The sequence below is a fragment of the Mesorhizobium sp. J428 genome (genome assembly GCF_024699925.1).
GTDB lineage: Bacteria > Pseudomonadota > Alphaproteobacteria > Rhizobiales > Rhizobiaceae > Mesorhizobium_A.
Genome location: NZ_JAJOMX010000001.1, coordinates 2234553 through 2259969, shown reverse-complemented (window position 1 = coordinate 2259969; position 25417 = coordinate 2234553). Strand labels below are relative to the sequence as shown.

Here is a 25417-nt window from a genome sequence, read left to right as displayed (position 1 = left end):
GGTCACTCCGCGGGAACGAGGGAGGGAGGGGCGATCGCCGGCTCCGGCTGGTGATCATCCTCGGGGCCCTTGCGGATCGCGACGACCATCAGCGACATCTCGACGATGAACAGGACGGTATAGATCAGCGCGAAGCCGAGGATGGTGATCAGCACCGTGGTTGCGCCAAGGCTCGACACGGCCGCCGCCGTCGGCAGCACGCCCTCGATGATCCAGGGTTGGCGTCCGACCTCGGCGACGATCCAGCCACACTCGGCCGCGATCCACGGCAGCGGGATCGCGAAGACCGCGACGCGCAGAAGCCATGGATAGCGGTCGAGGCGGTGACGCGCCGAGAGGTAGAAGAACACCGCCATCAAGAGGATGAAGCCGAAGCCGAGGCCGACCATGATACGGAAGGTCCAGAACAGGGTGGGCACGTTCGGGACCGTGTCCCAGGCCGCCTGCGCGATCTGATCCTCGCTCGCCTGGCGGGGATCGTCGACATGGCGCTTCAGGAGCAGCGCGTAGCCGAGGTCCATGCCGTTGTCCTCGAAGGCGGTTCGCACGTCGTCGGGGATCGCCGCCGTGCTGCCCGCCTCGCGGATCTTCTGCAGCGCGTCATAGGCGAGGATGCCCTGGCGGATGCGAACCTTTGCATGCTCGACCAGTTCCTCGATGCCGGGGATTTCCGTGGTCAGCGAGCGCGTGCCGATCAGACCCATGGCCCAGGGGATATGGACAGCGAAATGTGTCGTGCGCGACTGCTGGTCGGGGAAGCCGAACGCCGTGAAAGGCGCGGGCGCCGGCTCGGTCTTCCACATCGCCTCGATCGCGGCGAGCTTCATTTTCTGATGCTCGGTCGAGAGATAACCGCTCTCGTCGCCGAGGACCACGACCGACAAGGCCGAAGCAAGGCCGAAGGACGCGGCCACCGTCATCGAGCGCTTCGCCAGCGCGACGCTGCGGCCCTTGAGCAGGTACCAGGCCGACACGCCGAGGACGAACACGGCAGCCGTGACATATCCCGCCGAGACGGTATGGACGAACTTCGCCTGCGCCACCGGGTTGAACAGGACCTCGTAGAAGTCGACGACCTCCATGCGCATGGTCTGCGGGTTGAAGGCCGAGCCCACCGGATTCTGCATCCAGCCATTGGCGATCAGAATCCACAGCGCCGAGAAGTTTGAGCCGATCGCCACCGCCCAGGTGGCGGCGAGATGGCCGAGCTTCGACAGCTTGTCCCAGCCGAAGAAGAACAGGCCGACGAATGTCGCCTCGAGGAAGAAGGCCATCAGGCCCTCGATCGCCAGCGGCGCGCCGAAGATGTCGCCGACATAGTGGCTGTAGTAGCTCCAGTTCATGCCGAACTGGAACTCCATCACGATGCCGGTGGCGACGCCGAGTGCGAAGTTGATACCAAACAGCGTGCCCCAGAACTTGGTCATCTGCCGCCAGATCACCCGGCCGGTCATCACATAGACCGTCTCCATGATGGCGAGCAGGATCGACAGGCCGAGCGTGAGCGGAACGAAGAGGAAGTGATAGAGCGCGGTGATTGCGAACTGCAGCCGCGAGAGAGCTACGATATCGAGTTCCATGACCGGATCCGGCGCTGCCGCCTCCCTTGCTTGCCGGGGCCGCCTTGCGCGCTGCCCGGGCTTCGACGTTCCAACTCAGTCCGGGCGAAGCCCGTCGAGCATTTCTTTGTATTTCGCGCTTCCGCGTGACGCCTCCGCGACGATCCGGCCGTCGCGCATCAGGACGAGGCGGTCGGCGAGTTCGGCTTCACGGCGGATATGCGTAGCAATGATAAGCGATCGATTGGCCGCGGCGGCGTCGATGCGCGCGACCACATCGCGCGCGGTCGGGCCGTCGAGTCCTTCCGTCGGCTCGTCCATCAACCATACAGGCGCATCGCGCAGCAGGACGCGCGCGAGCGCCAGCCGGCGGGTTTGCCCGCCGGACAGGCCGGCGCCCGCCTCGCCAAGCGCCGTGTCGAGCCCGTGCGGCAGGCGGCCCACCATCTCGTCGAGACCTGCGGCGGCGAGAGCCGCGATCATATCGGCCTCCGTTGCCTCCGGCCGTGCCAACGCCAGATTGCCGCGCAGGGTATCGGCAAACAGCTCCGTGTGCTGCGTCAGCAGCGTCGCCGGCAGGATTTCCACGCTGCCGCGCACCGGTGCCAGTTCCGCGGCGAGGAGCGAGAGGAGCGTGGACTTGCCCGCCCCGCTCTGCCCGATGACGACGACGCGTTCGCCACGCCGCACCGTGAGCGAGACATCGGACAGGACCGGGCGGTGCTGGCCGTCGTAGCTCGCCGAGACCGACCGCAGCCGTGCCGCGACGCCCGCCTGTGCCGGCTCGGGCAGCGCGGTGGTTCCAGCCTTGTCCGTCAGCTGCGGCGCCAGTCGGCGCGCGGCGAGGAGAGTGCGGCCGAACTCGACCGCGCCGCGCCGCAGCGGCGCGAACGGCTCGAGGCTCGCCAGGGCAAGAAGGACGGCGAAGGCTGCGGCTGGTGCACCGATGTCGCCACGCTCCGCAAGCAGGGCTACAGCGAGCAGCACGCCTGCCAGCAAAGCAGCGCCAGCTACCCCGAGCGCAAAGCCCGCACCGGTCTCAATGCGGTTGAGGCCGATGTCGGCCTGCGCAAGACGCCGGTCCGCCGCGGCGACTGCCTCGATCTGGGCGCCGGCGCGACCGGCCAACAGCAGGTCGGTCCTGCCTTTCACCAGGTCGATGGTGCGCGAGCGCAATGCTTCGAGGGCATACGCCCTGCGGCGCGCGAAAGCCTCGGCACGGCGGGCAGCGACAGCCGGGATGCCGAGGCCGGCAGCGAGCAGCAGCAGCGCCGTGCCGGCGCCCAGAAGCGGATGGATGAAGCCGAGCGCAGCCGAAACCGCCAGCGCGGTGCCTGTCGCGGCGAAGACCGGGACGATGACCCGAAGATAGAGCGTATCCAGCGCGTCGATGTCGAGCGTCAGCCCGAACAGGGCCCGCGACGGGCGCATGGCGAGCGTGCGCGCCGCGGCGGGCGAGGCCCAGCCGCGGAACACCCGCTCCCTGAGAGCCGCCAGGACCTTGAGCGTAGCCTCGTGGGTCGCCAGCCTTTCGCCATAGCGCGAGGCGGTCCGGCCCAGCGCCAGCAGGCGTATGCCAGCCGACGGCATGAAGATGTCGAAGGTAAGCGCCGTCGCGACCGAGAGGCCGGCGATCGACGTGGCCGCGATGAACCAGCCGGACAGGCCGAGAAGCGCGATGCCGGCAAGCGCGGTCGCGAGCGAGAGCACGGCGCCGGCAAGCAGCATCCGTCTGTTGCCGGACCGGAAGAGCGCGAGCACGACGCGCAGGGAGCGGAACCGGCTCATGCCGTCGCCTCCGCCCGCCTGTGGGACAGATCGATGATGCGGTCCATGCGGCCCGCCAGGACGGGATCATGCGTGGCGACGACGAGCGTGCGCCCAGCTGCGGCCGCGAGCAGGCTCTCGGTCACTTCGCTCGCGGTGGAGCTGTCGAGGTGGGCGGTGGGCTCGTCGGCGAGGATCAGCCCCTTGTCCGGGCCCGCGGCAGCGCGCGCGATCGCCAGGCGCAAGGCCTCGCCCCCCGACAGGCCGACGCCATTCTCGCCGACGGGAGACGGCCCGCGGCGGGCCGCCACGCCGTCGAGCCGGGCGACCTTCAGCGCAACGGCGATCTCACGCGCTCCGACATCCGGCCGGCCGAGCGAGACATTGCTCGCGACCGTGCCCGGGAAGATGTGCGGCGGCTGGCCGATCCAGGCCATGGAGGCGCGCAGGCGCGCCGCATTGGCCGTGTTGAGCGGCTCGCCGCCGATCCGGATCACGCCGCCCGACACCGGCGCGAGGCCGGCGAGCAAGGCCAGTATCGTCGACTTGCCCGCGCCGCTCGGCGCGACGAGAGCGACATGCTCGCCCGGCCTGACGTTGAGATCGAATCCCGCCAGCACATAACTATCACGGCCTGGATATCGGAAGCTGAGGTCTTCCGCCGTGACTGAAAGCGCTATGCCGCGCTCCGCAGGACGGGCCTCTCCGGCGGCTGAGCCGACGATCGGCATGCCACGGACGGCCATCTTCTCGACCGCCTCCAGCCCCGCCTGGCCGGCGGCGCGATCATGCCAGACCGTCGACAGGTCGCGCAGCGGCTCGAAAAAGGCAGGGGCGAGCATCAGGACGAACAGGCCTTGAGCGAGCGACAGCTTGCCGCCCCAGGCGCCGAATTCGAGCTGGCCCAGGAAATGGAAGCCGACATAGACCGCGACCATCGCCACGCCGAGCGCGGCGAACAGTTCCAGCACGGCGGACGACAGGAACGCGATGCGCAGGACCGCCATCGTCCGCGTCCTGAGATCCTCGGCGTCGGCGCGCAGCCGCAGCGCCGTGCGGTCGACGGCGTCGAAGGTGCGGATCGTCGCCAGGCCGCGCAGACGGTCGAGCAGGAAGGCATTCATGTCGCCCATCCGCGCAAGCTGCCTTTCGCTCGCCTCCTTGGCGCCCCAGCCGATCAACGCCATGAACAGCGGAATCAGCGGCGCGGCCACCAGCAGGATCAGGGCGGCCACCCAGGAGAAGGCGAGCACGCAGGCAAGGATCGCGAGGGGCACAACCACCGCCTTGAAGCGCAGGGGCTGGAAGCGCGCGAGATAGGGCACGACCGCCTCGGCCTGCTCTGCAATCGCACTGGCGACAAGCCCGGACGACGGCGCAGACATGTCGAGGGGAGACCGGTCGGCCACGGCGGCGATCGCCTCTGCACGCAGATCCGACAGTTGCTTTCGCGCCGCATCGAAGGCCATTCGGACGCCGGCCCACTCCAGACCGGCGCGGAGGAGGCCGAGCAGGAAGACGGCCGCGGCCGGGACCAGCGCGGCGCGCGCGGGCTCGCCCGCCGCGATACCGCCGATGACCATGGCGATGAGGCCCGCCTGCGGAATCCACAGCAGCGCCGCGGCGGCCTGCAGCAACGTTCCCGTGCGGGCGGACAGTCTCGATGTCGCTCGGGGACGGACGAGAGCCCCCGCTTCCTCAGCAGAAGCGAACGACGCCGAAGCTGGAGCCCGGCGCGTGACATAGGGCTCGGCCGCGGTCATGGCGTGCTCTGCTCTTTGCGCTTGCGGCCAAGAGAGACGATCCTGTCCTTGGTGTCGAGAAGTTTCGTCACCTTCGAGCCGAGCGCGAGCAGCGTCACAAGCCGCTCCGGCTCCAGCCGCTTCACGTCGTCGTACCCAGGTCGTGAGCCGTTCGATCAGCGCATGCATCTCGCCCAGCCGCTGCTGCGCGCGCCGGTCCTCCTCGCTCGTCGGTGCCTGCATGAGCAGCTCGCGCAGGACCGAGAGCGTCGGGTCGACCTCGCGCTTCTTGCGCTCCTCTGCGAGCGTGCGCAGGATCTGCCAGACATCGTCAGGCGTGGTGAAGTAGTCGCGCCTGTCGCCCGGCAGGTGCTTGAGCAGAACGAGGTTCCAACCCTGGAGCTCGCGCAGGCTCATCGAGACGTTCGACCGGGATATACCGAGCGCGTCGACGATCTGGTCCGCGCAGAGCGGCTCGCCCGAGACGTAGAGCAGCGCGTAGATCTGTCCGACGGTCCGGTTGATGCCCCAGCGGCTGCCCATCTCGCCGAAATGCAGCACGAAGGCCTGGATCGTCGGGGAGAGGTTCATGAGGGCGCGTCACTTATTTCAGTAATTTCTGAAATTTACGTACATACAACCGCAGCGGATTTCAACGTGCAATTCAAGAATGGGTGATGCGCGCCGGCGGCGGTCACGGTACCCGGCGGACAGTAGGCTCGATACAGCACGTCCACCACCGCCTTCGCCGCTTCGTTCACGATACGGTACCAAATGGTCTGGCCGTCGCGGCGACCTGCGATCACGCCGTCGCGACGCAGCAAGGCGAGATGCTGGGATACGGTAGAGTCCCGGATGCCGAGAAACGATGCGAGCTCGCCGACCGACCTCTCTCCTTCGACCAGATGACAGAGGATCAGGAGCCGGTGACGGTTCGAAAGCGCCTTCAACAGCTCGCTGGCCTCGTCGACGGCGCCCCGCATCGCAACGGAATCGACTCGAATATTGATATTCATTCTTTCGTATCTACTTAGGTACGTATATTTAGTCAATTCCCACGGCGGCCTTGAGCCGGCGACGGGAGCAGGTGTGGAGCGATGACGAATGTCCGGTAGCCATCAGATCGTCTGTCCGAAGTGCGGCGGGGTCAACAGAGTGCCCGACGATCGCCCGGCAGGGTCGGCGCGGTGCGGCAAATGCGGAACGCCGCTCTTCGCCTCGAAGCCGGTGGATGCCGACGCCGACATGTTCAGGCGCCAGACGCAGCGCGGCGACATTCCCGTGCTGGTGGACGTCTGGGCGCCCTGGTGCGGCCCCTGCCGCATGATGTCGCCCGCCTTCGAGGCTGCCGCCGCGACGCTCGAGCCCGGCATCCGCCTGCTGAAGCTCAATTCCGACTCGGAAAACGAACTGGCCGCCCGTCTCGGGATCAGGAGCATTCCGACGATGCTGCTGTTTGCCGAAGGACAGGAGGTTGCACGGGTCTCCGGGGCCATGACCTCGCAGCAGATTGTCAACTGGGCACGCGATCAGCTCCGAAGCCGGACGTAACGCCGCCAGCCGGTCGGCGATCTCGTGGAAGGGAAACAGATTCCAAAACATCGCAGAAATGGGAATGGACTTGCGCGACAGGGCGTGAGCCGGGTCATTTGAAAATCCGCTTTTGTCTATAAAAATTGTGTAGATTGACGGCGCTGCGGAATCTAATGCCCCGTCAATGCATTCATTTTGCTGGCTCTGCGAAGAACTCGGAGCCGATCGGCCCTTAGCCAGACAATCGACTGGGCATGAAGCGCGAACAACGCTTGCGTGGAATATTTTTGCGCGCGCTCTTCTCGCGGCAGAAAAGCGATTGCCTCGCCGCGCATGGCAAGACAGCCGATGCCTCCATATTGCGGGCATGATCCGGGAAAATGCGCGGCTACAAGGTGGCCCCATAGATGTCCTCGCGCGAATCCAGGCTCAATGCGTTTCCGGTCTTCATGAAGGTGGAAGGCCGCAGCGTCGTCATCGTCGGCAATGGCGACGAGGCGCTGGCCAAGGCACGCCTGATGGCACAGTCGAGTGCCAAGCTGACGATCGTCGCCGACGATGCGGAAGCGGAGCTCGCTGCATGGGCTGCCGCGAATGAGACGCGCCTGCTGACGACGCCTTATGAAGAGAAGCTGCTTACGGGCGCGACCCTCGTCTTCGCGGCCACGGGCGATGAGCCCCTCGATGCGCGGATCGTCGCCGATGCGCGTGCCGCCGGCATCTGCGTCAACGCCGTCGACCGGCCGGAGCTGTGCGACTTCTTCACGCCGGCGCTGGTCAACCGTGCGCCGGTGGCGATCGCGATCGGCACCGAGGGGGCTGGCCCCGTGCTGGCGCAGATGATCCGCGCCCGCATCGACCGGATGCTGTCGCCGTCGCTGGGTCGGCTGGCAACGCTGGCGGCTTCGTACCGCTCGGCTGTCGAGCGCCTGCTGCCGAAGGGCGCGGCGCGGCGCGGCTACTGGAACGAATTCTTCAACGGCGCACCGGCGCGGGCGATGGAGATCGGCTCGTTCGAGGAAGCGCAGGTCGCGGCCGACATTATGCTGTCGCGCCAGGGCGAAATCGCTGGCCATGTCGCGCTCGTCGGCGCCGGTCCGGGCGCCGAGGATCTGCTGACGTTGCGCGCGCATCGCCTGCTGATGGAAGCGGACGTGATCGTCCACGACGCGCTGGTGCCCGAGGCGGTGATCGCCATGGGCCGGCGCGACGCCGAGCGCATCGGCGTCGGCAAGCGCAAGGGCTGCCACTCCAAGAGCCAGGCTGAGATCAACGACCTGCTGGTCGAGCTTGGCCGCGCCGGCAAGCGCGTGGTGCGGCTGAAGTGCGGCGATCCGCTGGTCTTCGGGCGTGCAGGCGAGGAGATGGCGGCGCTGCGCGAGGCCGGCGTGTCCTACGAGGTGGTGCCCGGCGTGACGGCGGCTTTTGCGGCCGCGGCTGATTTCGAGCTGCCTCTGACGCTGCGCGGCGTCGCCTCGTCGATGGTGTTCACCACCGGCCACGATCTGAAGGGCGGCACGCTGCCCGACTGGGCGAAGCTGGCGATCTCCGGCGCGACGGTGGCAGTCTATATGGGCCGCTCGATCGCAGCCGACGTCGCGACGCGGCTGATCGAGGCGGGGCTCTCGCCCGACACCGCCGTCGCGGTGGTCGAGAACGCCAGCCTCGCCTCGCGCCGCCTGTTCCACGGCACGCTCGCCGACCTGCCCGCGCTCGAAGCGCGCGAGGACCTGACCGGCCCGGTTATGACGATCATCGGCGACGCGGTCGCGGGCGCACGGTTCGACACATCCACGGCGCTCGCGGTCCACGACCGCGAGACGGTCGCCGTCTGACGGAGACAGAGATGAAGGTTCTCACCGCAAACCGGCTCACAGATGGCGAAGCTGTCTGGTTCGGCTCCGACCAGGTCTGGCACGAGACGATCGACTATGCCGAGGTCGCGCACGACACGCCGGCCGAAGAGCGGCTGGAGCGCCTCGGCAAGGAGGCCTACGCCCGCAACGAGGTGGTGGATGTCGACCTGATCGACGTCGAGCTGCTGGAGGGCGAGATCAGGCCGCTCAGGCTGCGCGAGCGCATCCGGGCGGCCGGACCGACGAACCGGACCGATCTCGGCAAGCAGGCGCGCCCGCGCCCCGTCGACGAAGGGTTCGCGGCCGGCATCTAGCGCGGCCCAAAGGAAGAAGAAGATGTATCGCTACGACGAATTCGACCATTCCTTCGTCCAGGCCCGCGTCGCCGAGTTCCGCGACCAGGTCGACCGCCGGCTCGCCGGCGAGATCACGGAGGACCAGTTCCGGCCGCTGCGGCTGATGAACGGCGTCTACCTCCAGCTTCACGCCTACATGCTGCGCGTCGCGATCCCCTACGGCACGCTGTCGTCGAAGCAGATGCGGATGCTCGCCCACATCGCCCGCACCTACGACAAGGGCTACGGCCATTTCACGACGCGGCAGAACATCCAGTACAACTGGCCGGCCTTGTCGGACATCCCGGCGATCCTTGCCGATCTCGCCTCGGTCGAGATGCACGCGCTGCAGACCAGCGGCAACTGCATCCGCAACGTGACCGCCGATCATTTCGCAGGCGCCGCCGCCGACGAGGTGGCCGATCCGCGGCCGTATGCCGAGATCCTGCGCCAGTGGTCGTCGGTGCATCCCGAATTCTCCTACCTGCCGCGCAAGTTCAAGATCGCGGTGACAGGCGCGGAGCGCGACCGCGCCGCGATCCAGGTGCACGACATCGGCCTGCACCTGAAGAAGAACGACAAGGGCGAGCTGGGCTTCGCCGTATGGGTCGGCGGCGGGCAGGGCCGCACGCCGATCATCGCCAAGAAGATCAAGGATTTCCTGCCGGAGGAGCACCTGCTCTCCTACATCACCGCGGTCATGCGCGTGTACAACCTGCACGGGCGCCGCGACAACAAATACAAGGCGCGCATCAAGATCCTGGTGCACGAGACCGGCACGGAGGAGTTCTCGCGCCAGGTCGAGGCCGAGTGGAACGCGCTCAAGGACGGGGTGCTGACGCTGCCCGAGCAGGACATCGCCGCGATCGCCGCCTATTTCGCGCCGCCGGCGCTGGCGCCGCGTCCCGAGGGCGACGAGGTGGTGAAGCTCGCGCGGCTCGACTCGCGCTCGTTCGGCGAATGGCTCGACCAGAACGTCGTCACGCACAAGCACCCCGACTACGCCGCGGTGACCATCTCGCTCAAGGGCACCGGCGAGGCGCCCGGCGACGCCAGCGACGGCCAGATGGACGCGGTCGCCGACATCGCCGAGCGCTATGCGTTCGACGAGATCCGCGTCAGCCACGAGCAGAACCTGATCCTGCCGCATGTGGCGCGGGCCGACCTCAAGGCGATCTACGACCGGCTGGTCGAGATAGGACTTGCCACCGCGAATTCGAACCTGATCACCGACATCATCGCCTGCCCGGGCCTGGATTACTGCGCACTCGCCAATGCGCGCTCGATCTCGGTTGCGCAGGACATCTCGCAACGCTTCGCCTCGCTGGCGCGGCAGAAGGAGATCGGCGAGCTGAAGCTGAAGATCTCCGGCTGCATCAATGCCTGCGGCCATCACCATGTCGGCCATATCGGCATTCTCGGCGTGGAGAAGAAGGGCGCGGAGCTCTACCAGGTGACGCTGGGGGGATCGGGCGACGAGAACGCCTCGATCGGCGAGATCATCGGACGCGGCTTCGGCCCAGACGAGATCACCGACGCGATCGAGAAGATCGTCGACACCTATCTCGCGCATCGGCGCGACGCCTCGGAAAAGTTCCTCGATGCCTATCGCCGGCTCGGCCCCGCGCCCTTCAAGGAGGCGCTCTATGCTAGCGAAGCTAAAGCAGCTTAGCGCCGACGAGGAGGCTGCGATCGAGGCCGCGGCGCTGGAGGCCCGTTACGGGCAGCTCGAGCCGCAGGACATCATCACCTTCTCGATCGGCCGCTTCGGGTTGCAAGGGCTGGGCGCCGTGTCGTCCTTCGGCGCGGATTCGGCCGTGCTGCTGCACATGATCGCGCGCATAGACCCGGCGCTGCAGGTGATCTTCCTCGACACCGGCAAGCATTTCGGCGAGACGCTGCAGTACAGGGATGCGCTTGCGGCCGATTTCGGACTGCGCAACATCACGGTGTTCGAACCGCTGCCGGCGGCGCTCGCGCAGCGGGACCCGGGCGGAGATCTGCACAAGTCAAGCACCGACGCCTGCTGCAACATCCGCAAGGTCGAACCGATGGCGCGCGCGGTCGAACCGCTCGCGGCCTGGTTTACCGGTCGCAAGCGCTTCCAGGCCGCGACACGCAACGGTTTGCCGGTGTTCGAGGCGGTGGGCCCGCGCATCCGCATCAATCCGCTCGCGAAGTGGACCACGGCCGATCTCGCCGCCTATATGCGCGAGCACCAGCTGAGGGAGAATCCGCTCGTCGCCTACGGCTATCTGTCCATTGGCTGCTTCCCCTGCACCCAGCCGGTCAAGGAGGGCGAGGATGCGCGATCGGGACGTTGGGCTGGACAAGCCAAGACGGAATGCGGCATTCACCTGTCGGACCTCGACCACTCGCTGACGGCATCGTCGCTCTAGGAACTGTTCATGACCGAACCCGCCCCCGCGCCCCAGACGCGGCTCTGGACGCCGTCCGGCTTTCGCGACGACGAATGGAGCCATTCCGAGGCGTTCGACGCGCCCGGCTCCAACGGCAAGCTGATCCTGCCGCTCAGCGCATTCCTAGAAATCCCGGCCGACGAAAGGCTGCGCGACAAGGACCGGCTCGGCGTTCTTCTGGCGCCGGCCGATCCGGTCGAGGCGATCGCCGACGTGCTCGACCAGCTGTCCCTCGTGGCCCTCGCCTTCCCCGCCTTCAACGACGGGCGTTCGTTCTCGAAGGCCGAACTGCTGCGCAGCCGCTACGGGTTCTCCGGCCCGATCCGCGCGACAGGACAGGTTCTGGTCGACCAGTTGCCGCATATGCTGCGGGTCGGCTTCGACCAGTTCGAGGTCTCGCATCCGGTGCTGTTGGCGCGGCTGGAAAGGGGCGAGGTCGGCGGGATTCCGTTCCAGTACCAACCCACCGCCACCTCGTCGGACACGCGGGGCAAGTATTCCTGGCGTCGAACAGCGGACTGATCAGGCGGGCTTTACAAATCCCACCGATCAGCGCTTTCCTCGCATGTCCGGACGGAAACATCCGCCGGCATCGGGGAGGGATCCATGGAGTTCGACTACGTGATCGTCGGCGGAGGATCCGCCGGCTCGACGCTCGCAGCGAGGCTGAGCGAGGATCCTGACGCGACTGTGTGCCTGCTCGAGGCGGGCGGCGACGGAAAGCACATCCTGATCCGCGCGCCGACCGGATAGGCCCTGATGCTGCCCGGGCGGCCGAAGATCTCGAACTGGGCCTACCAGACCGTTCCCCAGCCCGGCCTTGGCGGGCGCCGCGGCTACCAACCACGCGGCAAGGCGCTGGGCGGTTCGAGCGCCATCAACGCAATGCTCTACATCCGCGGCCATCGCTCGGACTATGACGGCTGGGCCGCAGCCGGCTGCGACGGCTGGGGATGGCAGGACGTGCTGCCCTATTTCCGCAAGGCCGAGGGCAACCAGCGCGGCGAAGACGCCTTCCATGGCGCGTCCGGCCCGCTGCAGGTGGGCGAGCAACTGTACGCCGCGGCCCATCGTCCAGGCCTTCGTCGACGCCTGCGGCGAAAACCAGATCCGCTTCAACGACGATTTCAACGGACCGGAGCAGGACGGCGCGGGGTACTACCAGGTCACGCAGTTCTGGTCCGGGGCAAAGGTGGGCGAGCGCTGTTCGGCTGCGGCGGCCTATCTGCATCCGGCGATGGACAGGAGAAACCTGTCAGTGCTGACCGACGCCCACGCAACCGGGATCGTGCTCGAGGGCAAGCGGGCGACAGGGGTCCGGTTCCGGCGCGGCGGTAGGGAAGAGACCGTCGCAGCGCGGCGCGAGGTGATCCTGTGCGGCGGCGCCTTCAACTCGCCCCAGCTTCTCCTGTTGTCGGGTATCGGGCCCGGCGCGGAACTCGCGCGGCATGGCATCCTCGTGAAGCACGAGCTTCCCGGCGTCGGGCAGAACCTGCAGGACCATCTCGACTTCGTCGCATCGTGGAAGTCGGGCGACCGCAACCTGCTCGGGATGAGTTTCGGCGGCCTTGTCGACGTCATCCGCGAGGCAAGGCGATGGAAGCGGGACGGCACGGGCCTCATCGCCTCGCCGGGCGCTGAAGGCGCGGCCTTCATCCGGTCGGATCCGGCGCTGGAGAAGCCGGATCTCCAGCTTCACTTCGTCGTCGGCATCATCGATGACCATGCGCGCAAGCTGCATCTCGGCCACGGCTATTCATGCCATGTCTGCGTGCTCAGGCCGCATTCACGCGGCACTGTCGGCCTCGACAGCACCAACCCGCTTGCGCCGCCCCGGATCGACCCGAATTTCCTCGCCGACGAGCGCGATATGGAGACCCTGCTCAAGGGCGTCAGGATCATGCGGCGCATCCTGGCAGCACCGGCACTCGCGCCCTATCGCAAGACGGAGCTCTATCTCGGCGGGACAGATCCCGACGATACCGAGCTGATCCGTCACATCCGGGCGCGGTCGGACACCATCTACCATCCGGTCGGAACATGCAGGATGGGGACGGACGAGAACGCCGTGGTCGATACGAGGCTTCGCGTGCGGGGCCTGGAGCGGCTGCGGGTGGTCGACGCCTCGGTCATGCCGACGCTGATCGGCGGCAACACCAACGCGCCGACGATCATGATCGCCGAGAAGGCCGCGGACTTCATTCGCGCGGCGTAGGCTTACTGCCCTTGCGCTTGCGGCCGTAGAGCTCCAGCCGGTGATGCACGATGTCGTAGCCGAGCCTGCGCGCGATCTCGTCCTGCAGCTGCTCGATCCGCTCGGAATGGAACTCGATCACGTCGCCGGTGTCGAGGTCGATCAGATGGTCGTGGTGCTCGGCCGCCGCCTGCTCGAAGCGGGAGGGCCCGCCGGCGAAGGCGTGGCGCTGGATCTCGCCCTTGTCCTCGAGCAGTTTCATCGTGCGATAGACGGTCGAAAGCGAAATCGTCGGATCGATCGACGATGCCCGCTGGAAGATTTCCATCGCGTCGGGATGATCCGCCGTCTCTGAAAGGATCTGCAGGATCGCCCGGCGCGGCCGCGTGATACGCACGCCAGCCTCCCGCAGACGAGCCTCGTAGCCGCGCAACTTTTTCGCTTCCTCCGTCATCGCCGCTATATGCGACAGGGCGAACGCATTGCCAAGTTTTCCTAGTTGCAAACGATTTGCATTTGCATTGACATACAAGCGTTCGCACCTTATGTCGATCATGGAGCCGCGATGACGCGGCAATGTGGAGAAAGACGCAGTATGCCTTCCATCCTACGCAGCGCCCTGATCGGCCTGGCCCTCTCCGCCGCAGCAATCGTCCCCGCAAACGCTGCGGACAAGTTCAAGGCTGTCACGACCTTTACGGTCATCGCGGACATTGCGAAGAACGTCGCCGGCGATGCGGCGGAGGTGGAATCCATCACGCGCGCCGGCGCGGAGATCCACAACTACCAGCCGACACCGCGCGACATCGTCAAGGCGCAGGACGCCGACCTGATCCTGTGGAACGGGCTCAACCTCGAGACCTGGTTCCAGCGCTTCTTCCAGAACCTGCGCGACATCCCGGGCGTGGTGGTGTCGGAGGGTGTCGAGCCGATCGGCATTTCAGAAGGTCCCTATACCGGCAAGCCCAACCCGCATGCCTGGATGTCGCCGACAGACGTGAAGATCTATGTCGACAACATCGCGGCCGCCTTCGCCAAATATGACCCGACCAATGCCGAGGCCTACAAGGCGAACGCCGAGGCCTACAAGGCGAAGATCGACGCCGCCGTCGCGCCTGTACGCGCCGCGCTCGACGCGATCCCGCAGGAGCGCCGCTGGCTGGTCACCAGCGAAGGCGCCTTCTCCTATCTCGCGCGCGATTTCGGCCTGAAGGAACTCTATCTCTGGCCGATCAATGCCGACGGCCAGGGCACGCCGCAGCAGGTGCGCAAGGTCGTCGACGCGGTGAAGGCCGACAAGATCCCGGTCGTCTTCAGCGAAAGCACGGTGTCGCCCGACCCGGCGCAGCAGGTGGCGCGCGAGACCGGAGCCCGCTACGGTGGCGTTCTCTATGTCGACTCGCTCAGCGAAGCGGACGGTCCGGTGCCGACCTATCTCGACCTGATGCGGGTGACGACCGAAACGATCGCAAAAGGCCTTGCGGAATGAATATGGCACCGCAGAAACAGGCTTTGCCCGACGGGCAACGAGACGGGCCGGCGTTAACCGCCGGCCTCGTCGCGAAGAATCTCACCGTGACGTGCCGGAGCGGCAACACCGCGCTCCGGTCTGCCTCCTTCTCCATTCCGCGCGGATCGATCACCGCGCTGGTCGGCGTGAACGGGTCGGGCAAATCGACCCTGTTCAAGGCCATCATGGGCTTTGTGCCGCTCGCCGCCGGCTCCGTCACCATGTTCGGCGAACCGGCCGGCCGGGCGCTGAAGAAGAACGTCGTCGCCTATGTCCCGCAGGCGGAGGAGGTCGACTGGACCTTCCCGGTTCTGGTCGAGGACGTGGTGATGATGGGCCGCTACGGCCACATGAACTTCATGCGCATCCCCTCGCGCCGCGACCGGGAGATGGTGACGCAGGCGCTCGAGCGCGTCGGCATGGCGGACTACCGCAAGCGGCAGATCGGCGAGTTGTCCGGCGGCCAGAAGAAGCGTGTCTTCCTGGCCCGGGCGCTCGCGCAGGAAGGTGAGGTGATCCTGCTCGACGAGCCGTTCACCGGCGTGGACGTCAACACCGAGGACGCGATCATTGCGCTGATGCGCAGCCTGCGCGACGAGGGCAAGATCATGCTCGTCTCGACGCACAACCTTGGTTCCGTCCCGGACTTCTGCGACCGCGTGATCCTCATCAATCGTACCGTGCTGGCGGAAGGGCCGACCGAGACCGTCTTCACGCGTGACAACCTGGAGCGCGCCTTCGGCGGCGTGCTGCGCCATTTCGTACTTGGCGGCGCGGAGCTGCACGACGACGAGGACGCGCGGCAGGTCACCGTCATCTCCGACGACGAGCGTCCGCTGGTGGTCTATTCCGAGAAGGGGCTGACCGGGACCGCTGCCCCCGCCTCGCGCAAGCCCGACGAGCCGGCCGAATGATGGCGACCTTGCTCGAACCGTTCGGCTACGGCTACATGGTCAACGCCATGTGGGTCTCGGCGCTGGTCGGCGCGGTCTGCGCCTTCCTGTCCGCCTTCCTGATGCTCAAGGGCTGGTCGCTGATCGGCGACGCGCTCTCGCATTCGATCGTGCCGGGCGTCGCCGGCGCCTACATGCTGGGCCTGCCCTTCGCCCTCGGCGCGTTCCTGGCCGGCGGGCTCGCCGCCGGTGCGATGCTGTTCCTCAACCAGCGGACCAGGCTGCGCGAGGATGCGATCATCGGCATGATCTTCACCTCCTTCTTCGGGCTCGGCCTGTTCATGGTGTCCCTGTCGCCCACCTCGGTGAACATCCAGACGATCGTGCTCGGCAACATCCTCGCCATCACGCCGGCCGACACGCTGCAGCTGGTGCTGATTGCCGGCGTGTCGCTCGCGATCCTGATCGCCAAGTGGAAGGACCTGATGGTGGCCTTCTTCGACGAGAACCATGCGCGTTCGATCGGCCTGCGGCCGGGCCTGCTCAAGGGCGTCTTCTTCACCCTTCTCGCCGCCTGCACGGTGGCAGCGCTGCAGACCGTCGGCGCCTTCCTGGTGATCGCCATGGTCGTCACGCCCGGCGCGACCGCCTATCTGCTCACCGACCGCTTCCCGCGCCTGATCACGATCGCAGTGGTAATCGGGGCGCTGTCGAGCCTGATTGGCGCCTACATCTCCTATTTCCTCGACGGCGCGACCGGCGGCGTCATCGTCGTGCTGCAGATGGCGGTCTTCCTGACCGCCTTCGTCTTCGCGCCGAAGCACGGCCTGCTGGCCGCGCGGCGACGGGCACGGGAAGCGCTGGAGGCGCAGGCATGATCGACACGCTCCTCCTCCCCTTCTCCTTCCCCTTCATGCAGCAGGCCTTCATCGTCTCGCTGCTGGTGGCGATCCCGATGGGGCTCCTGTCGCCGTTCCTGGTGCTGAAGGGCTGGTCGCTGATGGGAGACGCGGTCAGCCATGCCGTGTTGCCCGGCGTGGTGCTGGCCTATGTCGCCGGCCTGCCGATCGGCCTCGGCGCCTTCGCGGCAGGCATGTTCTGCGCCGTCGGCACCGGCTACCTGAAGGAAAACAGCCGCATCAAGGAGGACACCGTCATGGGCGTCCTCTTCTCGGGCATGTTCGGGCTGGGCCTGGTGCTCTACTCGATGATCGAGACGGAACTGCATCTCGACCACATCCTGTTCGGCGACATGCTGGGTGTCGGCTGGGGCGACATCATCGAGGCCGGCGCCATCGCGGCGGTCGTCGCCGGCGCGCTGGCGATCAAGTGGCGCGACCTTATGCTTCATGCCTTCGACCAGCAGCACGCGAAGGCGATCGGCCTGCCGGTTCGGCTGCTGCATTACGGGCTGCTGGCGCTGCTGTCGCTGTCGATCGTCGGCGCGCTCAAGTCGGTCGGCATCATCCTCGCCATCGCACTGCTCATCGCGCCGGGCGCGATCGGCTTCCTGATCGCGCGGCGGTTCGGCGTGATGATCGCAATTTCGGTGACAGTGGCGGTCGTCGCATCGCTGCTCGGCGTCTATCTGTCCTTCTTCCTGGACTCCGCGCCGGCGCCGACGATCGTGCTGCTGATGTCCGGAACCTTCGTCGTCGCCTTCCTGCGGGCACGCCTGTCCGTGCCAGCGGAGGGCGAGGCGGCCTGACCGTTCGAGGAGGCCGCGACCTCCTGCTCCATGCGCGCGAATCGCTTATCATCACGCGCATGATCTTCTCGCTCCTGAGAAAGCCAGAGCCGCGCCGTCCCGCCAAGCCGCTCGAACGGATGCACGAGGTCGGCGGGCGCACGCTGCCATTGCGCATCGTCGAGAACGCGCGCGCCCGGCGACTGACCCTGCGCATCGACGCCGGCGGGCAGGGCCTGCGCGTGACGGTGCCGCCGGGCATTCCCGCCCGCGAAGTCGACCGGTTCATCGACCGTCACCAGGGATGGCTGGAAGCCCGCATCGCCAAGGTGCCGGACAAACCGCAGATACGACCGGGCGTGAAGATCCCGGTGCGGGGCGTGCCGCATCTCATCGTCCACGAAGCCGACAGGCGCGGTTCGGTGACGGTGGCCGAGGTTGACGGCGTGCCGGCGCTGATCGTGCACGGCGAGCGCGCTCATCTTGCCCGCCGCGTCGCAGACTTCCTCAAGCGCGAGGCCAAGAAGGATATCGAGGCGCTGGTGGCGAAGCACACCGCCGCCGTCGGGCGCACGGCGAAGGCGATCCGCTTCAAGGACACGACCAGCCGCTGGGGCTCCTGCACATCGGACGGCAGCCTGTCCTTTTCGTGGCGCATCATGATGGCGCGCCCGACGGTGATCGACTACCTCGTCGCGCACGAGGTGGCGCATCTGAAGGAAATGAATCACGGGCCGAAGTTCTGGGCACTGTGCCGGGAACTCTGCCCGAGGACGGACGAGGCGCGAGCCTGGCTGAAGAAGAACGGCGCGGCGCTTCAGGCGATCAGGTTTGGTTAGCTTTCGATTTTGTTTTATTATTGAAGCAGGTGAGTCGGAAATCGGAGCCTGCGATGCCCGTGATAATGCATTTTTCGACGTTTCTTAAGTTGCTGACACAAAATACCGGAGACAAGATTCGAGATCTGTCTAAGTGCTCGCAAGCTGGTGGTTTTGACTACTACAGAACCTCACGCGACGGAGTCGCTAGCCTATGTGGAGACTCCAAGTCGCTTGAATTTGTCAAAATGAGAATTAAGGCTATGGCCCCTGAGAACGCTATAGATCGAAACGTAAAGATTGCAGAGCATTGCTCCAATTGGCTTAAGAAACAAACTGGCACCGGAAAGAAAGCTGGAAAGGCATTGTGGACCTCTCCAAAGAAGATCTTTTCCGTCCATATCGAGCCGGAGATTTGTCTGACTCAGGGTGGTACTAATCGTATCTTGGCTGTTTATCCTCGCGACGAACCGCGCATTAACCGTGATCAGGCTGGTGCGGGAATTCTGTTGATCCAGAAATCGTATAAGGCGGGAAGCGGCCCTAATAAGTTTGGCATATTGGATGCGTTCGCAGAGAGAGCTTATTGGAGTCCAACTAACTCTTCTCAGTCGATATTAGATCATGAGATAACAATGATTGAGAACGAGCTGACCAAAGTCCTTGCTCTATAGAAGCCGAAGCGCTTCGTTGAAGGCGGGATGCTGAATGCATTTGTAAGGGAGCAATCTCCTTCACCCGTCGTTGCCGGCGTTCAGTTCGTCCGGCCGCAGCCCTTCCTCTCCGGGTCGCGGCCAGGGCAGGAAATCGGGATCGAACTCGTCGGACGAAAAATAGTCCAGGGCCCGCTCGCCCTCGCCGCCGTCGAAACCCGACAGATCGAGCAGGTGGCCGATCACCTGATAGGCCTGGGCGATCTTTTCCTCGAGTTGCTCGACGGTTGCCGGCTGCTTGGTCATCTGGTGCCCCCTCTGCTTGTCGTCTCCACGTAGATTTAGGGCGGAGTGGCGGAGGCCTCAATGCCACCGGCTGCGTGTTTTTCTCGACTTCGCCGCGCATTCGTGGCATTTCGCCCGCATCATGTCCCTCGACATCAAGATATGCGGCCTGTCCACGCCCGAGACGATCGCGGCGGCGCTCGACGGCGGCGCGAGCCATGTCGGCTTCATCTTCTTTCCCAAGAGCCCCCGCAACGTGACGCCGCAGCAGGCGGCCGAGTTGCGGCAGGCGGCAATCGGGCGCGCCAAGGCGGTCGCCGTCACCGTCGACGCGAGCGATGAATTCCTCGACGCGATCGTGTCGGAGACGAAGCCCGACATGCTGCAGCTTCACGGCAAGGAAACGCCGGCGCGCGTGGCGCAGGTGCGGGAACGCTATAACCTGCCGGTGATGAAGGCGCTGTCGGTGAGCGAGCCCGCCGACCTGCTGCCGATCCAGGGTTTCGTCGGCGTCGCGGACCGGCTGCTGCTCGACGCCAAGGCGCCGAAAGGCTCCGAACTGCCGGGCGGCAACGGCGTGTCGTTCGACTGGCGCCTGCTCGCCGCCCTCGATCCCGGCCTCGACTACATGCTGTCGGGAGGCCTCAATCCGGGCAATGTCGGCGACGCGATCCGGATCGCGAACCCGCCGGGTCTGGATGTCTCGTCCGGAGTCGAATCTGCGCCGGGCGTCAAGGACGTGGGGTTGATCCGTGATTTCTTCGAGGCAGCGCGGAAGGCCCGAAGCTGACGGCATGGCGCGCGCCGACGTCGGCGCGGGGTAAGCTCTCCTCCTGCGCCGATCTCTCCCATTTTCGTTCGCGCCGCTCACCCGTCAGAGGACCTTCGGGCCATCTTTTCGGCGGGAGGAGGACGGCGCTTACGACGTGTCACGGAGTTCGACATCGGCAAACACAGCCGAGAGCGTCCGGATGATTCCGTCGGCATCGGTTCGTGTCCGGGTGTCGTGACCGCCGTCGTCGTAGGCTTCGGCCGTCCGGCAGTATGATCGGTGGCGGATCTGCATCGCCATGGTCTGGACCACGAGCGCCAGCGCGCGCAGCGCCAGAGCGAGGCTGATCGCGTCAGCAGGATCGTTGCCGTAGCGGACGCCCGTCGTCGCTGGCGACCACTGCCGGCCGGCCGGGTTCCATTCCGAGCCGGCGACGAACTCCCGCACCACCTCGTCCGCCTGCTGCAAAGCCCAGAGCATGCGGCAACGCGTGGCATAGGGTGCGCTTGCGGCGCGTTCGGCGAGATCGGCCAGGGCGAACAACCATGCTGCGATGCGCTGCAGAACGTCCCCTTCCCTCCCAATCCTCGCCTTCCAGCCCATCGCCGTCTCCTTTCGAGTGGATCATGCGGGAGGCGGAAGGGGGCGTGGATAAACGCGTGTGTGAAAAACTGCGAATGCCGAGCAGGATAGGGCGTCGGCGCGGGAGCGGGCGGAAATCGATGCACGGAGTGATAGTGGCACGCGCGTCCTCCACCACGCTAAGCGTGGTCGATCGGCGCGCACCCGACTCGTCGCGAAGCGCAGCAGACAGTTTACTTTTCGCGCTCGACGCGACATAGCCATTGCCACGGTTTCCGGGGCGTATACGTGTCTGTCCCCGCATTCAGGAGTCCGGCATGAACAAGCCGATTGAGCCCAATTCCTTCCGCACCGGCCCCGACGAGCAGGGCATGTTCGGCATCTTTGGCGGCCGTTTCGTCGCCGAGACGCTGATGCCGCTGATCCTGGACCTGGAGCGGCACTGGAACGAGGCCAAGACGGATCCCGCGTTCCAGGCCGAGCTCAAGTCGCTGTCGACCTATTATGCCGGTCGGCCGTCGAAGCTCTATTACGCCGAGGGCTTGACCCGGCATCTCGGTGGCGCGCGCATCTTCTTCAAGCGCGAGGACCTGAACCACACCGGCTCGCACAAGATCAACAACTGCCTCGGGCAGATCCTGCTCGCAAAGCGCATGGGCAAGAAGCGCATCATCGCCGAGACGGGCGCCGGCCAGCACGGCGTGGCGTCGGCGACGGTTGCCGCCAGGTTCGGCTATCCATGCGTCGTATACATGGGCGCGACCGACGTCGAGCGGCAGAAGCCGAACGTGTTCCGCATGAAGCTGCTGGGCGCGACGGTGAACCCGGTGACGGCCGGCCACGGCACGCTGAAGGACGCCATGAACGAGGCGCTGCGCGACTGGGTGACCAATGTCGAGGACACCTACTACCTGATCGAGTACCGCCGCCGGCCCGCACCCCTATCCGGAACTGGTGCGCGAGTTCCAGTCGGTGATCGGCATCGAGGCGCGGCAACAGATGCTGGAACAGGAGGGCCGGCTGCCTGACGTGATCATCGCCGCGGTCGGCGGCGGTTCGAACGCGATCGGCCTGTTCCACCCCTTCCTCGACGACAAGGACGTGCGCATCATCGGCATCGAGGCCGGCGGACGCGGGCTCGACGGCATCGAGCACTGCGCCTCGATGAATGCCGGCAGGCCCGGCGTGCTGCACGGCAACCGCACCTATCTGCTGCAGAACGAGGACGGGCAGATCCTCGACGGCCACTCGATCTCCGCGGGCCTGGACTATCCCGGCGTCGGGCCCGAGCACTCCTGGCTGCGCGACACCGGCCGCGTCGAGTATGTGCCGATCCTCGACGACGAGGCGCTGGACGCCTTCCAGCTCTGCACCAAGACGGAAGGCATCATCCCGGCGCTGGAATCCGCCCACGCCATTGCGCACGCCATCAAGATCGCGCCCGGCATGGACAAGGACAAGACGATCATCGTCAACCTGTCCGGCCGCGGCGACAAAGATGTGCATACCGTGGCGAAGATGATGGGCATGGAGATCTGACAATGACCACCCGCATCGACCGGCGCATGGCGCGACTGAAGGGCGAGGGCCGACCGGCACTCGTCACCTACATCATGGGCGGCGACCCCGACTATGCCACTTCGCTGTCGATCATGAAGGCCCTGCCGCGCTCGGGCTCCGACGTGATCGAGCTCGGCATGCCCTTCTCCGACCCGATGGCGGACGGGCCGGCGATCCAGGCGGCCGGCCTCAGGGCGCTCAAGTCGGGCCAGACGCTGCGCAAGACGCTCGACATGGCGGCCGAGTTCCGCAAGTCGGACGACGAGACGCCGATCGTGATGATGGGCTACTACAACCCGATCTACATCTACGGCGTCGACCGGTTCCTGGCCGACGCCAAGACCGCGGGCATAGACGGGCTGATCGTGGTCGACCTGCCGCCGGAGATGGACGAGGAACTATGCATTCCCGCCCTCAAGGCCGGGATCAACTTCATCCGCCTCGCTACGCCGACGACGGACGACAAGCGCCTGCCCAAAGTGCTCGAGAACACGTCCGGCTTCGTCTACTACGTGTCGATGACCGGCATCACCGGCTCCGCGCTCGCCGACACGACCAAGGTCGCCACGGCGGTGAAGCGCATCAAGGGACATACCGACCTGCCGGTCTGCGTCGGCTTCGGTGTCAAGACGGCCGAACAGGCGCGCACGATCGGCGCATCCGCCGACGGCGTCGTGGTGGGCACGGCGATCGTCAATGCGATCGCAAACGTGCTGGGTCCCAAGGGCGAGAAGACGGCCGATCCGGCCGACGCGGTCGCGACGCTGGTGTCGGGCCTCGCGGCAGGCGTGCGTGCGGCCCGCCTTGCTCCCGCCGAATAGTCGCCCCACATTCCCTGCTTGAGCCTCATCTCGCCCGAAGGGAGACCGGCATGAACTGGATCACCAATTACGTCCGCCCGAAGATCAACTCGATGCTCGGACGGCGCGAGATACCGGAGAATCTCTGGATCAAGGATCCCGAGACCGGCGAGATGGTCTTTCACAAGGATCTCGAGGAGAACCAGTGGGTCATCCCCTCGTCGGGCCACCACATGAAGATCAAGGCCAAGGACCGGCTGAAGTTCTTCATGGATAATGGCGAATACGCGGCCATCGAGAACCCCAAGGTGATGGTTGATCCGCTGAAGTTCCGCGACGAGAAGCGCTATATCGACCGGTTGAAGGATGCCAAGGCCAAGACCAGCCTCGACGACGCGATCCTTTCTGTGCGCGGCACGATCGAGGGCCTGCCGATCGTCGCCTGCGTGCAGGATTTCGCCTTCATGGGCGGCTCGCTCGGCATGGCGGCCGGCGACGCCATCATCAAGGCGTTCGAGATCGCACTGGCCGAGAAGCGGCCGATGGTGCTGTTCGCGGCCTCGGGCGGGGCGCGCATGCAGGAAGGCATCCTGTCGCTGATGCAGCTGCCGCGCACCACGGTGGCGGTCGAGCGGCTGCGCGAGGCGGGGCTGCCCTATATCGTGGTGCTGACCAATCCGACCACCGGCGGCGTCACCGCGTCCTACGCCATGCTCGGCGACATCCATATCGCGGAGCCCGGCGCGCTGATCGGCTTCGCCGGCCCGCGCGTGATCGAACAGACCATCCGCGAGAAGCTGCCGGAGGGCTTCCAGCGGGCGGAATACCTGATGGAGCACGGCATGGTCGACATGGTGGTCTCGCGCCTGGAGATGAAAGAGACCGTCGCGCGGCTGCTCAAGATCCTGATGCATGCGCCGGTGGCGCAGGTTGACGCGCCGATGGCGCGCGCGGCGTCGGCTCCGGCCCAGGCCGGGGCATAGAGTCGGTCTCGACGCTTTCATCTTCTTTGCCGCAGGGCGTGGAGTATCCCGACCATGAACGTCCTGCGACCGGATGGCATGTTTCCGATGACAAAGAGCGCCGCCGAACGCGAGATCGATCGGTTGATGACCCTGCATCCCAAGGGATTCGACCTGTCGCTCGGCCGGATACGCCGCCTGCTGGAAAAGCTCGGCAATCCGCAGGACCGGCTGCCGCCGGTGATCCACATCGCCGGCACCAACGGCAAGGGCTCGGCGGCGGCGTTCTCGCGCGCGCTGCTGGAGGCGAGTGGCCGCACGGTTCACGTCCACACCTCGCCCCACCTCGTCAACTGGCACGAGCGCTACCGGATCGGCGCGCCCGGCGGCGGCAGGTTCGTCGAGGACGAGGTGTTCGCCGACGCGATTCGGCGCGTCGGCATGGCGAATGACGGCCAGACCATCACCGTGTTCGAAATCCTGACCGCCGTCGGCTTCCTGCTGTTTTCCGAACATCCGGCGGATGTGGCGATCGTCGAGGTCGGGCTGGGCGGCAGGTTTGACGCGACCAATGTGATCGAGAACCCGGCCGCCTGCGCGATCATGCCCGTCTCGCTCGACCATGAAGCCTATCTCGGCGATCGCGTCGAGCTGATCGCCGCCGAGAAGGCGGGTATCATCAAGCGGGGACGCCCCGTCGTTGTGGGCGCGCAGGACAGCGACTCGGCGCGGGACGTCATCGTCGGCACGGCCGAACGGCTCGGCGCGCCGGCCTATGTCTACGGCCAGGACTTCATCGCCTTCGAAGAGAACGGCCGCCTGATCTACCAGGACGAAGACGGGCTGCTGGACCTGCCGCCGCCGCGCCTTCCCGGACGGCACCAGTTCGCCAACGCCGCGGCCGCCATCGCCACCGTGAAGGCGGCTGGCTTCAGCCTCGGCGTCGCCGATGTCGAAAAGGCGATGCAGACGGTCGACTGGCCGGGCAGGCTGCAGAAGCTGAGCAGCGGGCGCCTGACCGATTTTGCGCCGCGCGGCGCGGAGCTTTGGCTCGACGGCGGGCACAATCCGGGCGCGAGCGTGGTCATCGCCGAGGCGATCGCCGAGCAGGAGGAGCGGTTCCCGCGGCCGCTGTTCCTGATCTGCGGCATGATCAACACTAAGGACCAGACGAACTTCTTCAGGGCGTTCGAGGGCATGGCGCGGCATGTCTTCACCGTGCCGGTGAACATGAGCGAGGCCAGCGTGCCGAACGCGGTGCTGGCCGCGCATGCGGCGGAGGCCGGCCTGTCGGCGGAGCCGGTGGCGTCGATCGAGAATGCGCTGCTTCTGCTGCGGGACAACTGGGACGAGGCGGACACGCCGCCGCGCATCCTGATCTGCGGCTCGCTCTATCTCGCCGGCGAGGTGCTCCGCCTCAACGGAACGCCTCCGAAATGAAAAAGCCCGGCGCAAGGCCGGGCTTTCATATCAATCGAACGGACGCCGG

23 protein-coding genes and 3 pseudogenes are annotated in these 25417 nt (G+C 66.2%); 18 read left to right on the top strand and 8 right to left on the bottom strand.

What is annotated here, in order from left to right; translation table 11 throughout:
* Nucleotides 1–2: 2 nt before the first annotated feature.
* The 5 genes and pseudogenes from LRS09_RS11365 to LRS09_RS11345 form a co-directional block, all read right to left on the bottom strand.
* Entirely contained in the window at nt 3–1580 is a 1578-nt protein-coding gene (locus LRS09_RS11365) for a cytochrome ubiquinol oxidase subunit I (RefSeq protein WP_257806593.1), read from the bottom strand.
* Between the two features lie 75 nt (nt 1581–1655).
* Nucleotides 1656–3347, bottom strand: coding sequence for an amino acid ABC transporter ATP-binding/permease protein (locus tag LRS09_RS11360; protein ID WP_257806585.1), 1692 nt, complete (start codon nt 3345–3347; stop codon nt 1656–1658).
* Nucleotides 3344–5089, bottom strand: coding sequence for a thiol reductant ABC exporter subunit CydD (gene cydD, locus LRS09_RS11355; RefSeq protein ID WP_257806583.1), 1746 nt, complete (start codon nt 5087–5089; stop codon nt 3344–3346). The genes LRS09_RS11360 and cydD overlap by 4 nt, the downstream gene beginning before the upstream one ends.
* Nucleotides 5086–5659 (bottom strand): annotated as a pseudogene (locus LRS09_RS11350) (GbsR/MarR family transcriptional regulator). Before LRS09_RS11350 ends, cydD begins: the two are co-directional and overlap by 4 nt.
* A gap of 35 nt (nt 5660–5694) precedes the next feature.
* On the bottom strand, nt 5695–6084 hold the full coding sequence (locus LRS09_RS11345; RefSeq protein WP_257806582.1) for a helix-turn-helix transcriptional regulator: 390 nt from the start codon (nt 6082–6084) through the stop codon (nt 5695–5697).
* Between the two features lie 88 nt (nt 6085–6172).
* Here LRS09_RS11345 and trxC point away from each other — a divergent pair, with 88 nt between their 5' ends.
* The 7 genes and pseudogenes from trxC (at nt 6173) to LRS09_RS11310 (ending at nt 13427) form a co-directional block, all read left to right on the top strand.
* Entirely contained in the window at nt 6173–6619 is a 447-nt protein-coding gene (trxC, locus tag LRS09_RS11340) for a thioredoxin TrxC (protein WP_257806580.1), read from the top strand.
* Nucleotides 6620–7008: 389 nt separating this feature from the next.
* A complete protein-coding gene (gene cysG / locus LRS09_RS11335; RefSeq protein ID WP_257806578.1) occupies nt 7009–8436 on the top strand; it encodes a siroheme synthase CysG in 1428 nt (475 codons plus the stop codon).
* 11 nt (nt 8437–8447) lie between these two features.
* A complete protein-coding gene (locus tag LRS09_RS11330) occupies nt 8448–8771 on the top strand; it encodes a DUF2849 domain-containing protein (protein WP_257806576.1) in 324 nt (107 codons plus the stop codon).
* A 22-nt stretch (nt 8772–8793) separates the two neighbouring features.
* Nucleotides 8794–10464: a nitrite/sulfite reductase gene (locus LRS09_RS11325; protein ID WP_257806574.1), complete on the top strand. Its 1671-nt coding sequence runs from the start codon at nt 8794–8796 to the stop codon at nt 10462–10464.
* The gene (locus tag LRS09_RS11320; RefSeq protein WP_257806572.1) at nt 10439–11191 is read left to right on the top strand and encodes a phosphoadenylyl-sulfate reductase; all 753 of its coding nucleotides are present in this window, start codon (nt 10439–10441) and stop codon (nt 11189–11191) included. The genes LRS09_RS11325 and LRS09_RS11320 overlap by 26 nt, the downstream gene beginning before the upstream one ends.
* A gap of 9 nt (nt 11192–11200) precedes the next feature.
* On the top strand, nt 11201–11734 hold the full coding sequence (locus LRS09_RS11315) for a DUF934 domain-containing protein (RefSeq protein WP_257806560.1): 534 nt from the start codon (nt 11201–11203) through the stop codon (nt 11732–11734).
* Between the two features lie 84 nt (nt 11735–11818).
* A pseudogene (locus LRS09_RS11310) lies at nt 11819–13427 on the top strand (GMC family oxidoreductase).
* Here LRS09_RS11310 and LRS09_RS11305 read toward each other — a convergent pair.
* Complete coding sequence (locus LRS09_RS11305; protein WP_257806559.1) at nt 13411–13860, bottom strand: Fur family transcriptional regulator; 450 nt, start codon at nt 13858–13860, stop codon at nt 13411–13413. The pseudogene LRS09_RS11310 and the gene LRS09_RS11305 sit on opposite strands and share 17 nt — an antisense overlap.
* A gap of 141 nt (nt 13861–14001) precedes the next feature.
* On the opposite strand from LRS09_RS11305, the gene LRS09_RS11300 reads away from it, so the two are divergent.
* From LRS09_RS11300 to LRS09_RS11275, 6 genes are read left to right on the top strand one after another with little or no spacing between them, the layout of a single operon-like run.
* Nucleotides 14002–14895: a metal ABC transporter substrate-binding protein gene (locus tag LRS09_RS11300; RefSeq protein ID WP_257806557.1), complete on the top strand. Its 894-nt coding sequence runs from the start codon at nt 14002–14004 to the stop codon at nt 14893–14895.
* Nucleotides 14892–15830: a manganese/iron ABC transporter ATP-binding protein gene (locus tag LRS09_RS11295; RefSeq protein ID WP_257806555.1), complete on the top strand. Its 939-nt coding sequence runs from the start codon at nt 14892–14894 to the stop codon at nt 15828–15830. Before LRS09_RS11300 ends, LRS09_RS11295 begins: the two co-directional genes overlap by 4 nt.
* Nucleotides 15827–16687 (top strand): metal ABC transporter permease, encoded by an 861-nt coding sequence (locus LRS09_RS11290; protein ID WP_308240294.1) that lies wholly within the window; start codon nt 15827–15829, stop codon nt 16685–16687. The genes LRS09_RS11295 and LRS09_RS11290 overlap by 4 nt, the downstream gene beginning before the upstream one ends.
* Nucleotides 16684–17517, top strand: coding sequence for a metal ABC transporter permease (locus tag LRS09_RS11285; RefSeq protein ID WP_257806554.1), 834 nt, complete (start codon nt 16684–16686; stop codon nt 17515–17517). Before LRS09_RS11290 ends, LRS09_RS11285 begins: the two co-directional genes overlap by 4 nt.
* 59 nt (nt 17518–17576) lie before the next feature.
* On the top strand, nt 17577–18335 hold the full coding sequence (locus LRS09_RS11280; RefSeq protein ID WP_257806553.1) for a M48 family metallopeptidase: 759 nt from the start codon (nt 17577–17579) through the stop codon (nt 18333–18335).
* 53 nt (nt 18336–18388) lie between these two features.
* Nucleotides 18389–18988 (top strand): hypothetical protein, encoded by a 600-nt coding sequence (locus LRS09_RS11275; protein WP_257806552.1) that lies wholly within the window; start codon nt 18389–18391, stop codon nt 18986–18988.
* Between the two features lie 60 nt (nt 18989–19048).
* Here LRS09_RS11275 and LRS09_RS11270 read toward each other — a convergent pair whose 3' ends face one another.
* Nucleotides 19049–19273, bottom strand: coding sequence for a hypothetical protein (locus tag LRS09_RS11270; protein ID WP_257806551.1), 225 nt, complete (start codon nt 19271–19273; stop codon nt 19049–19051).
* 121 nt (nt 19274–19394) lie between these two features.
* On the opposite strand from LRS09_RS11270, the gene LRS09_RS11265 reads away from it, so the two are divergent.
* The gene (locus tag LRS09_RS11265; protein WP_257806550.1) at nt 19395–20042 is read left to right on the top strand and encodes a phosphoribosylanthranilate isomerase; all 648 of its coding nucleotides are present in this window, start codon (nt 19395–19397) and stop codon (nt 20040–20042) included.
* A gap of 129 nt (nt 20043–20171) precedes the next feature.
* Here LRS09_RS11265 and LRS09_RS11260 read toward each other — a convergent pair whose 3' ends face one another.
* Complete coding sequence (locus tag LRS09_RS11260) at nt 20172–20627, bottom strand: hypothetical protein (protein ID WP_257806549.1); 456 nt, start codon at nt 20625–20627, stop codon at nt 20172–20174.
* Nucleotides 20628–20923: 296 nt separating this feature from the next.
* Between LRS09_RS11260 and trpB the strand changes: the two are divergent.
* From trpB to LRS09_RS11240, 4 genes and pseudogenes are all read left to right on the top strand, one after another.
* A pseudogene (trpB, locus tag LRS09_RS11255) lies at nt 20924–22145 on the top strand (tryptophan synthase subunit beta).
* 2 nt (nt 22146–22147) lie between these two features.
* Nucleotides 22148–22987 carry a tryptophan synthase subunit alpha gene (gene trpA / locus LRS09_RS11250; RefSeq protein WP_257806548.1) on the top strand — a complete coding sequence of 280 codons (840 nt, stop codon included), beginning with the start codon at nt 22148–22150 and terminating at the stop codon, nt 22985–22987.
* A 50-nt stretch (nt 22988–23037) separates the two neighbouring features.
* Nucleotides 23038–23949, top strand: coding sequence for an acetyl-CoA carboxylase, carboxyltransferase subunit beta (accD, locus tag LRS09_RS11245; protein WP_257806547.1), 912 nt, complete (start codon nt 23038–23040; stop codon nt 23947–23949).
* An 87-nt stretch (nt 23950–24036) separates the two neighbouring features.
* Nucleotides 24037–25368, top strand: coding sequence for a folylpolyglutamate synthase/dihydrofolate synthase family protein (locus LRS09_RS11240; protein ID WP_257806545.1), 1332 nt, complete (start codon nt 24037–24039; stop codon nt 25366–25368).
* Nucleotides 25369–25417: the final 49 nt, after the last annotated feature.

Coding starts and splice junctions, on each gene's coding strand:
- LRS09_RS11365 (WP_257806593.1), bottom strand. CDS start 1,580: ATGGAACTCGATATCGTAGCTCTCTCGCGGCTGCAGTTCGCAATCACC.
- LRS09_RS11360 (WP_257806585.1), bottom strand. CDS start 3,347: ATGAGCCGGTTCCGCTCCCTGCGCGTCGTGCTCGCGCTCTTCCGGTCC.
- cydD (WP_257806583.1), bottom strand. CDS start 5,089: ATGACCGCGGCCGAGCCCTATGTCACGCGCCGGGCTCCAGCTTCGGCG.
- LRS09_RS11345 (WP_257806582.1), bottom strand. CDS start 6,084: ATGAATATCAATATTCGAGTCGATTCCGTTGCGATGCGGGGCGCCGTC.
- trxC (WP_257806580.1), top strand. CDS start 6,173: ATGTCCGGTAGCCATCAGATCGTCTGTCCGAAGTGCGGCGGGGTCAAC.
- cysG (WP_257806578.1), top strand. CDS start 7,009: ATGTCCTCGCGCGAATCCAGGCTCAATGCGTTTCCGGTCTTCATGAAG.
- LRS09_RS11330 (WP_257806576.1), top strand. CDS start 8,448: ATGAAGGTTCTCACCGCAAACCGGCTCACAGATGGCGAAGCTGTCTGG.
- LRS09_RS11325 (WP_257806574.1), top strand. CDS start 8,794: ATGTATCGCTACGACGAATTCGACCATTCCTTCGTCCAGGCCCGCGTC.
- LRS09_RS11320 (WP_257806572.1), top strand. CDS start 10,439: ATGCTAGCGAAGCTAAAGCAGCTTAGCGCCGACGAGGAGGCTGCGATC.
- LRS09_RS11315 (WP_257806560.1), top strand. CDS start 11,201: ATGACCGAACCCGCCCCCGCGCCCCAGACGCGGCTCTGGACGCCGTCC.
- LRS09_RS11305 (WP_257806559.1), bottom strand. CDS start 13,860: ATGACGGAGGAAGCGAAAAAGTTGCGCGGCTACGAGGCTCGTCTGCGG.
- LRS09_RS11300 (WP_257806557.1), top strand. CDS start 14,002: ATGCCTTCCATCCTACGCAGCGCCCTGATCGGCCTGGCCCTCTCCGCC.
- LRS09_RS11295 (WP_257806555.1), top strand. CDS start 14,892: ATGAATATGGCACCGCAGAAACAGGCTTTGCCCGACGGGCAACGAGAC.
- LRS09_RS11290 (WP_308240294.1), top strand. CDS start 15,827: ATGATGGCGACCTTGCTCGAACCGTTCGGCTACGGCTACATGGTCAAC.
- LRS09_RS11285 (WP_257806554.1), top strand. CDS start 16,684: ATGATCGACACGCTCCTCCTCCCCTTCTCCTTCCCCTTCATGCAGCAG.
- LRS09_RS11280 (WP_257806553.1), top strand. CDS start 17,577: ATGATCTTCTCGCTCCTGAGAAAGCCAGAGCCGCGCCGTCCCGCCAAG.
- LRS09_RS11275 (WP_257806552.1), top strand. CDS start 18,389: ATGCCCGTGATAATGCATTTTTCGACGTTTCTTAAGTTGCTGACACAA.
- LRS09_RS11270 (WP_257806551.1), bottom strand. CDS start 19,273: ATGACCAAGCAGCCGGCAACCGTCGAGCAACTCGAGGAAAAGATCGCC.
- LRS09_RS11265 (WP_257806550.1), top strand. CDS start 19,395: ATGTCCCTCGACATCAAGATATGCGGCCTGTCCACGCCCGAGACGATC.
- LRS09_RS11260 (WP_257806549.1), bottom strand. CDS start 20,627: ATGGGCTGGAAGGCGAGGATTGGGAGGGAAGGGGACGTTCTGCAGCGC.
- trpA (WP_257806548.1), top strand. CDS start 22,148: ATGACCACCCGCATCGACCGGCGCATGGCGCGACTGAAGGGCGAGGGC.
- accD (WP_257806547.1), top strand. CDS start 23,038: ATGAACTGGATCACCAATTACGTCCGCCCGAAGATCAACTCGATGCTC.
- LRS09_RS11240 (WP_257806545.1), top strand. CDS start 24,037: ATGACAAAGAGCGCCGCCGAACGCGAGATCGATCGGTTGATGACCCTG.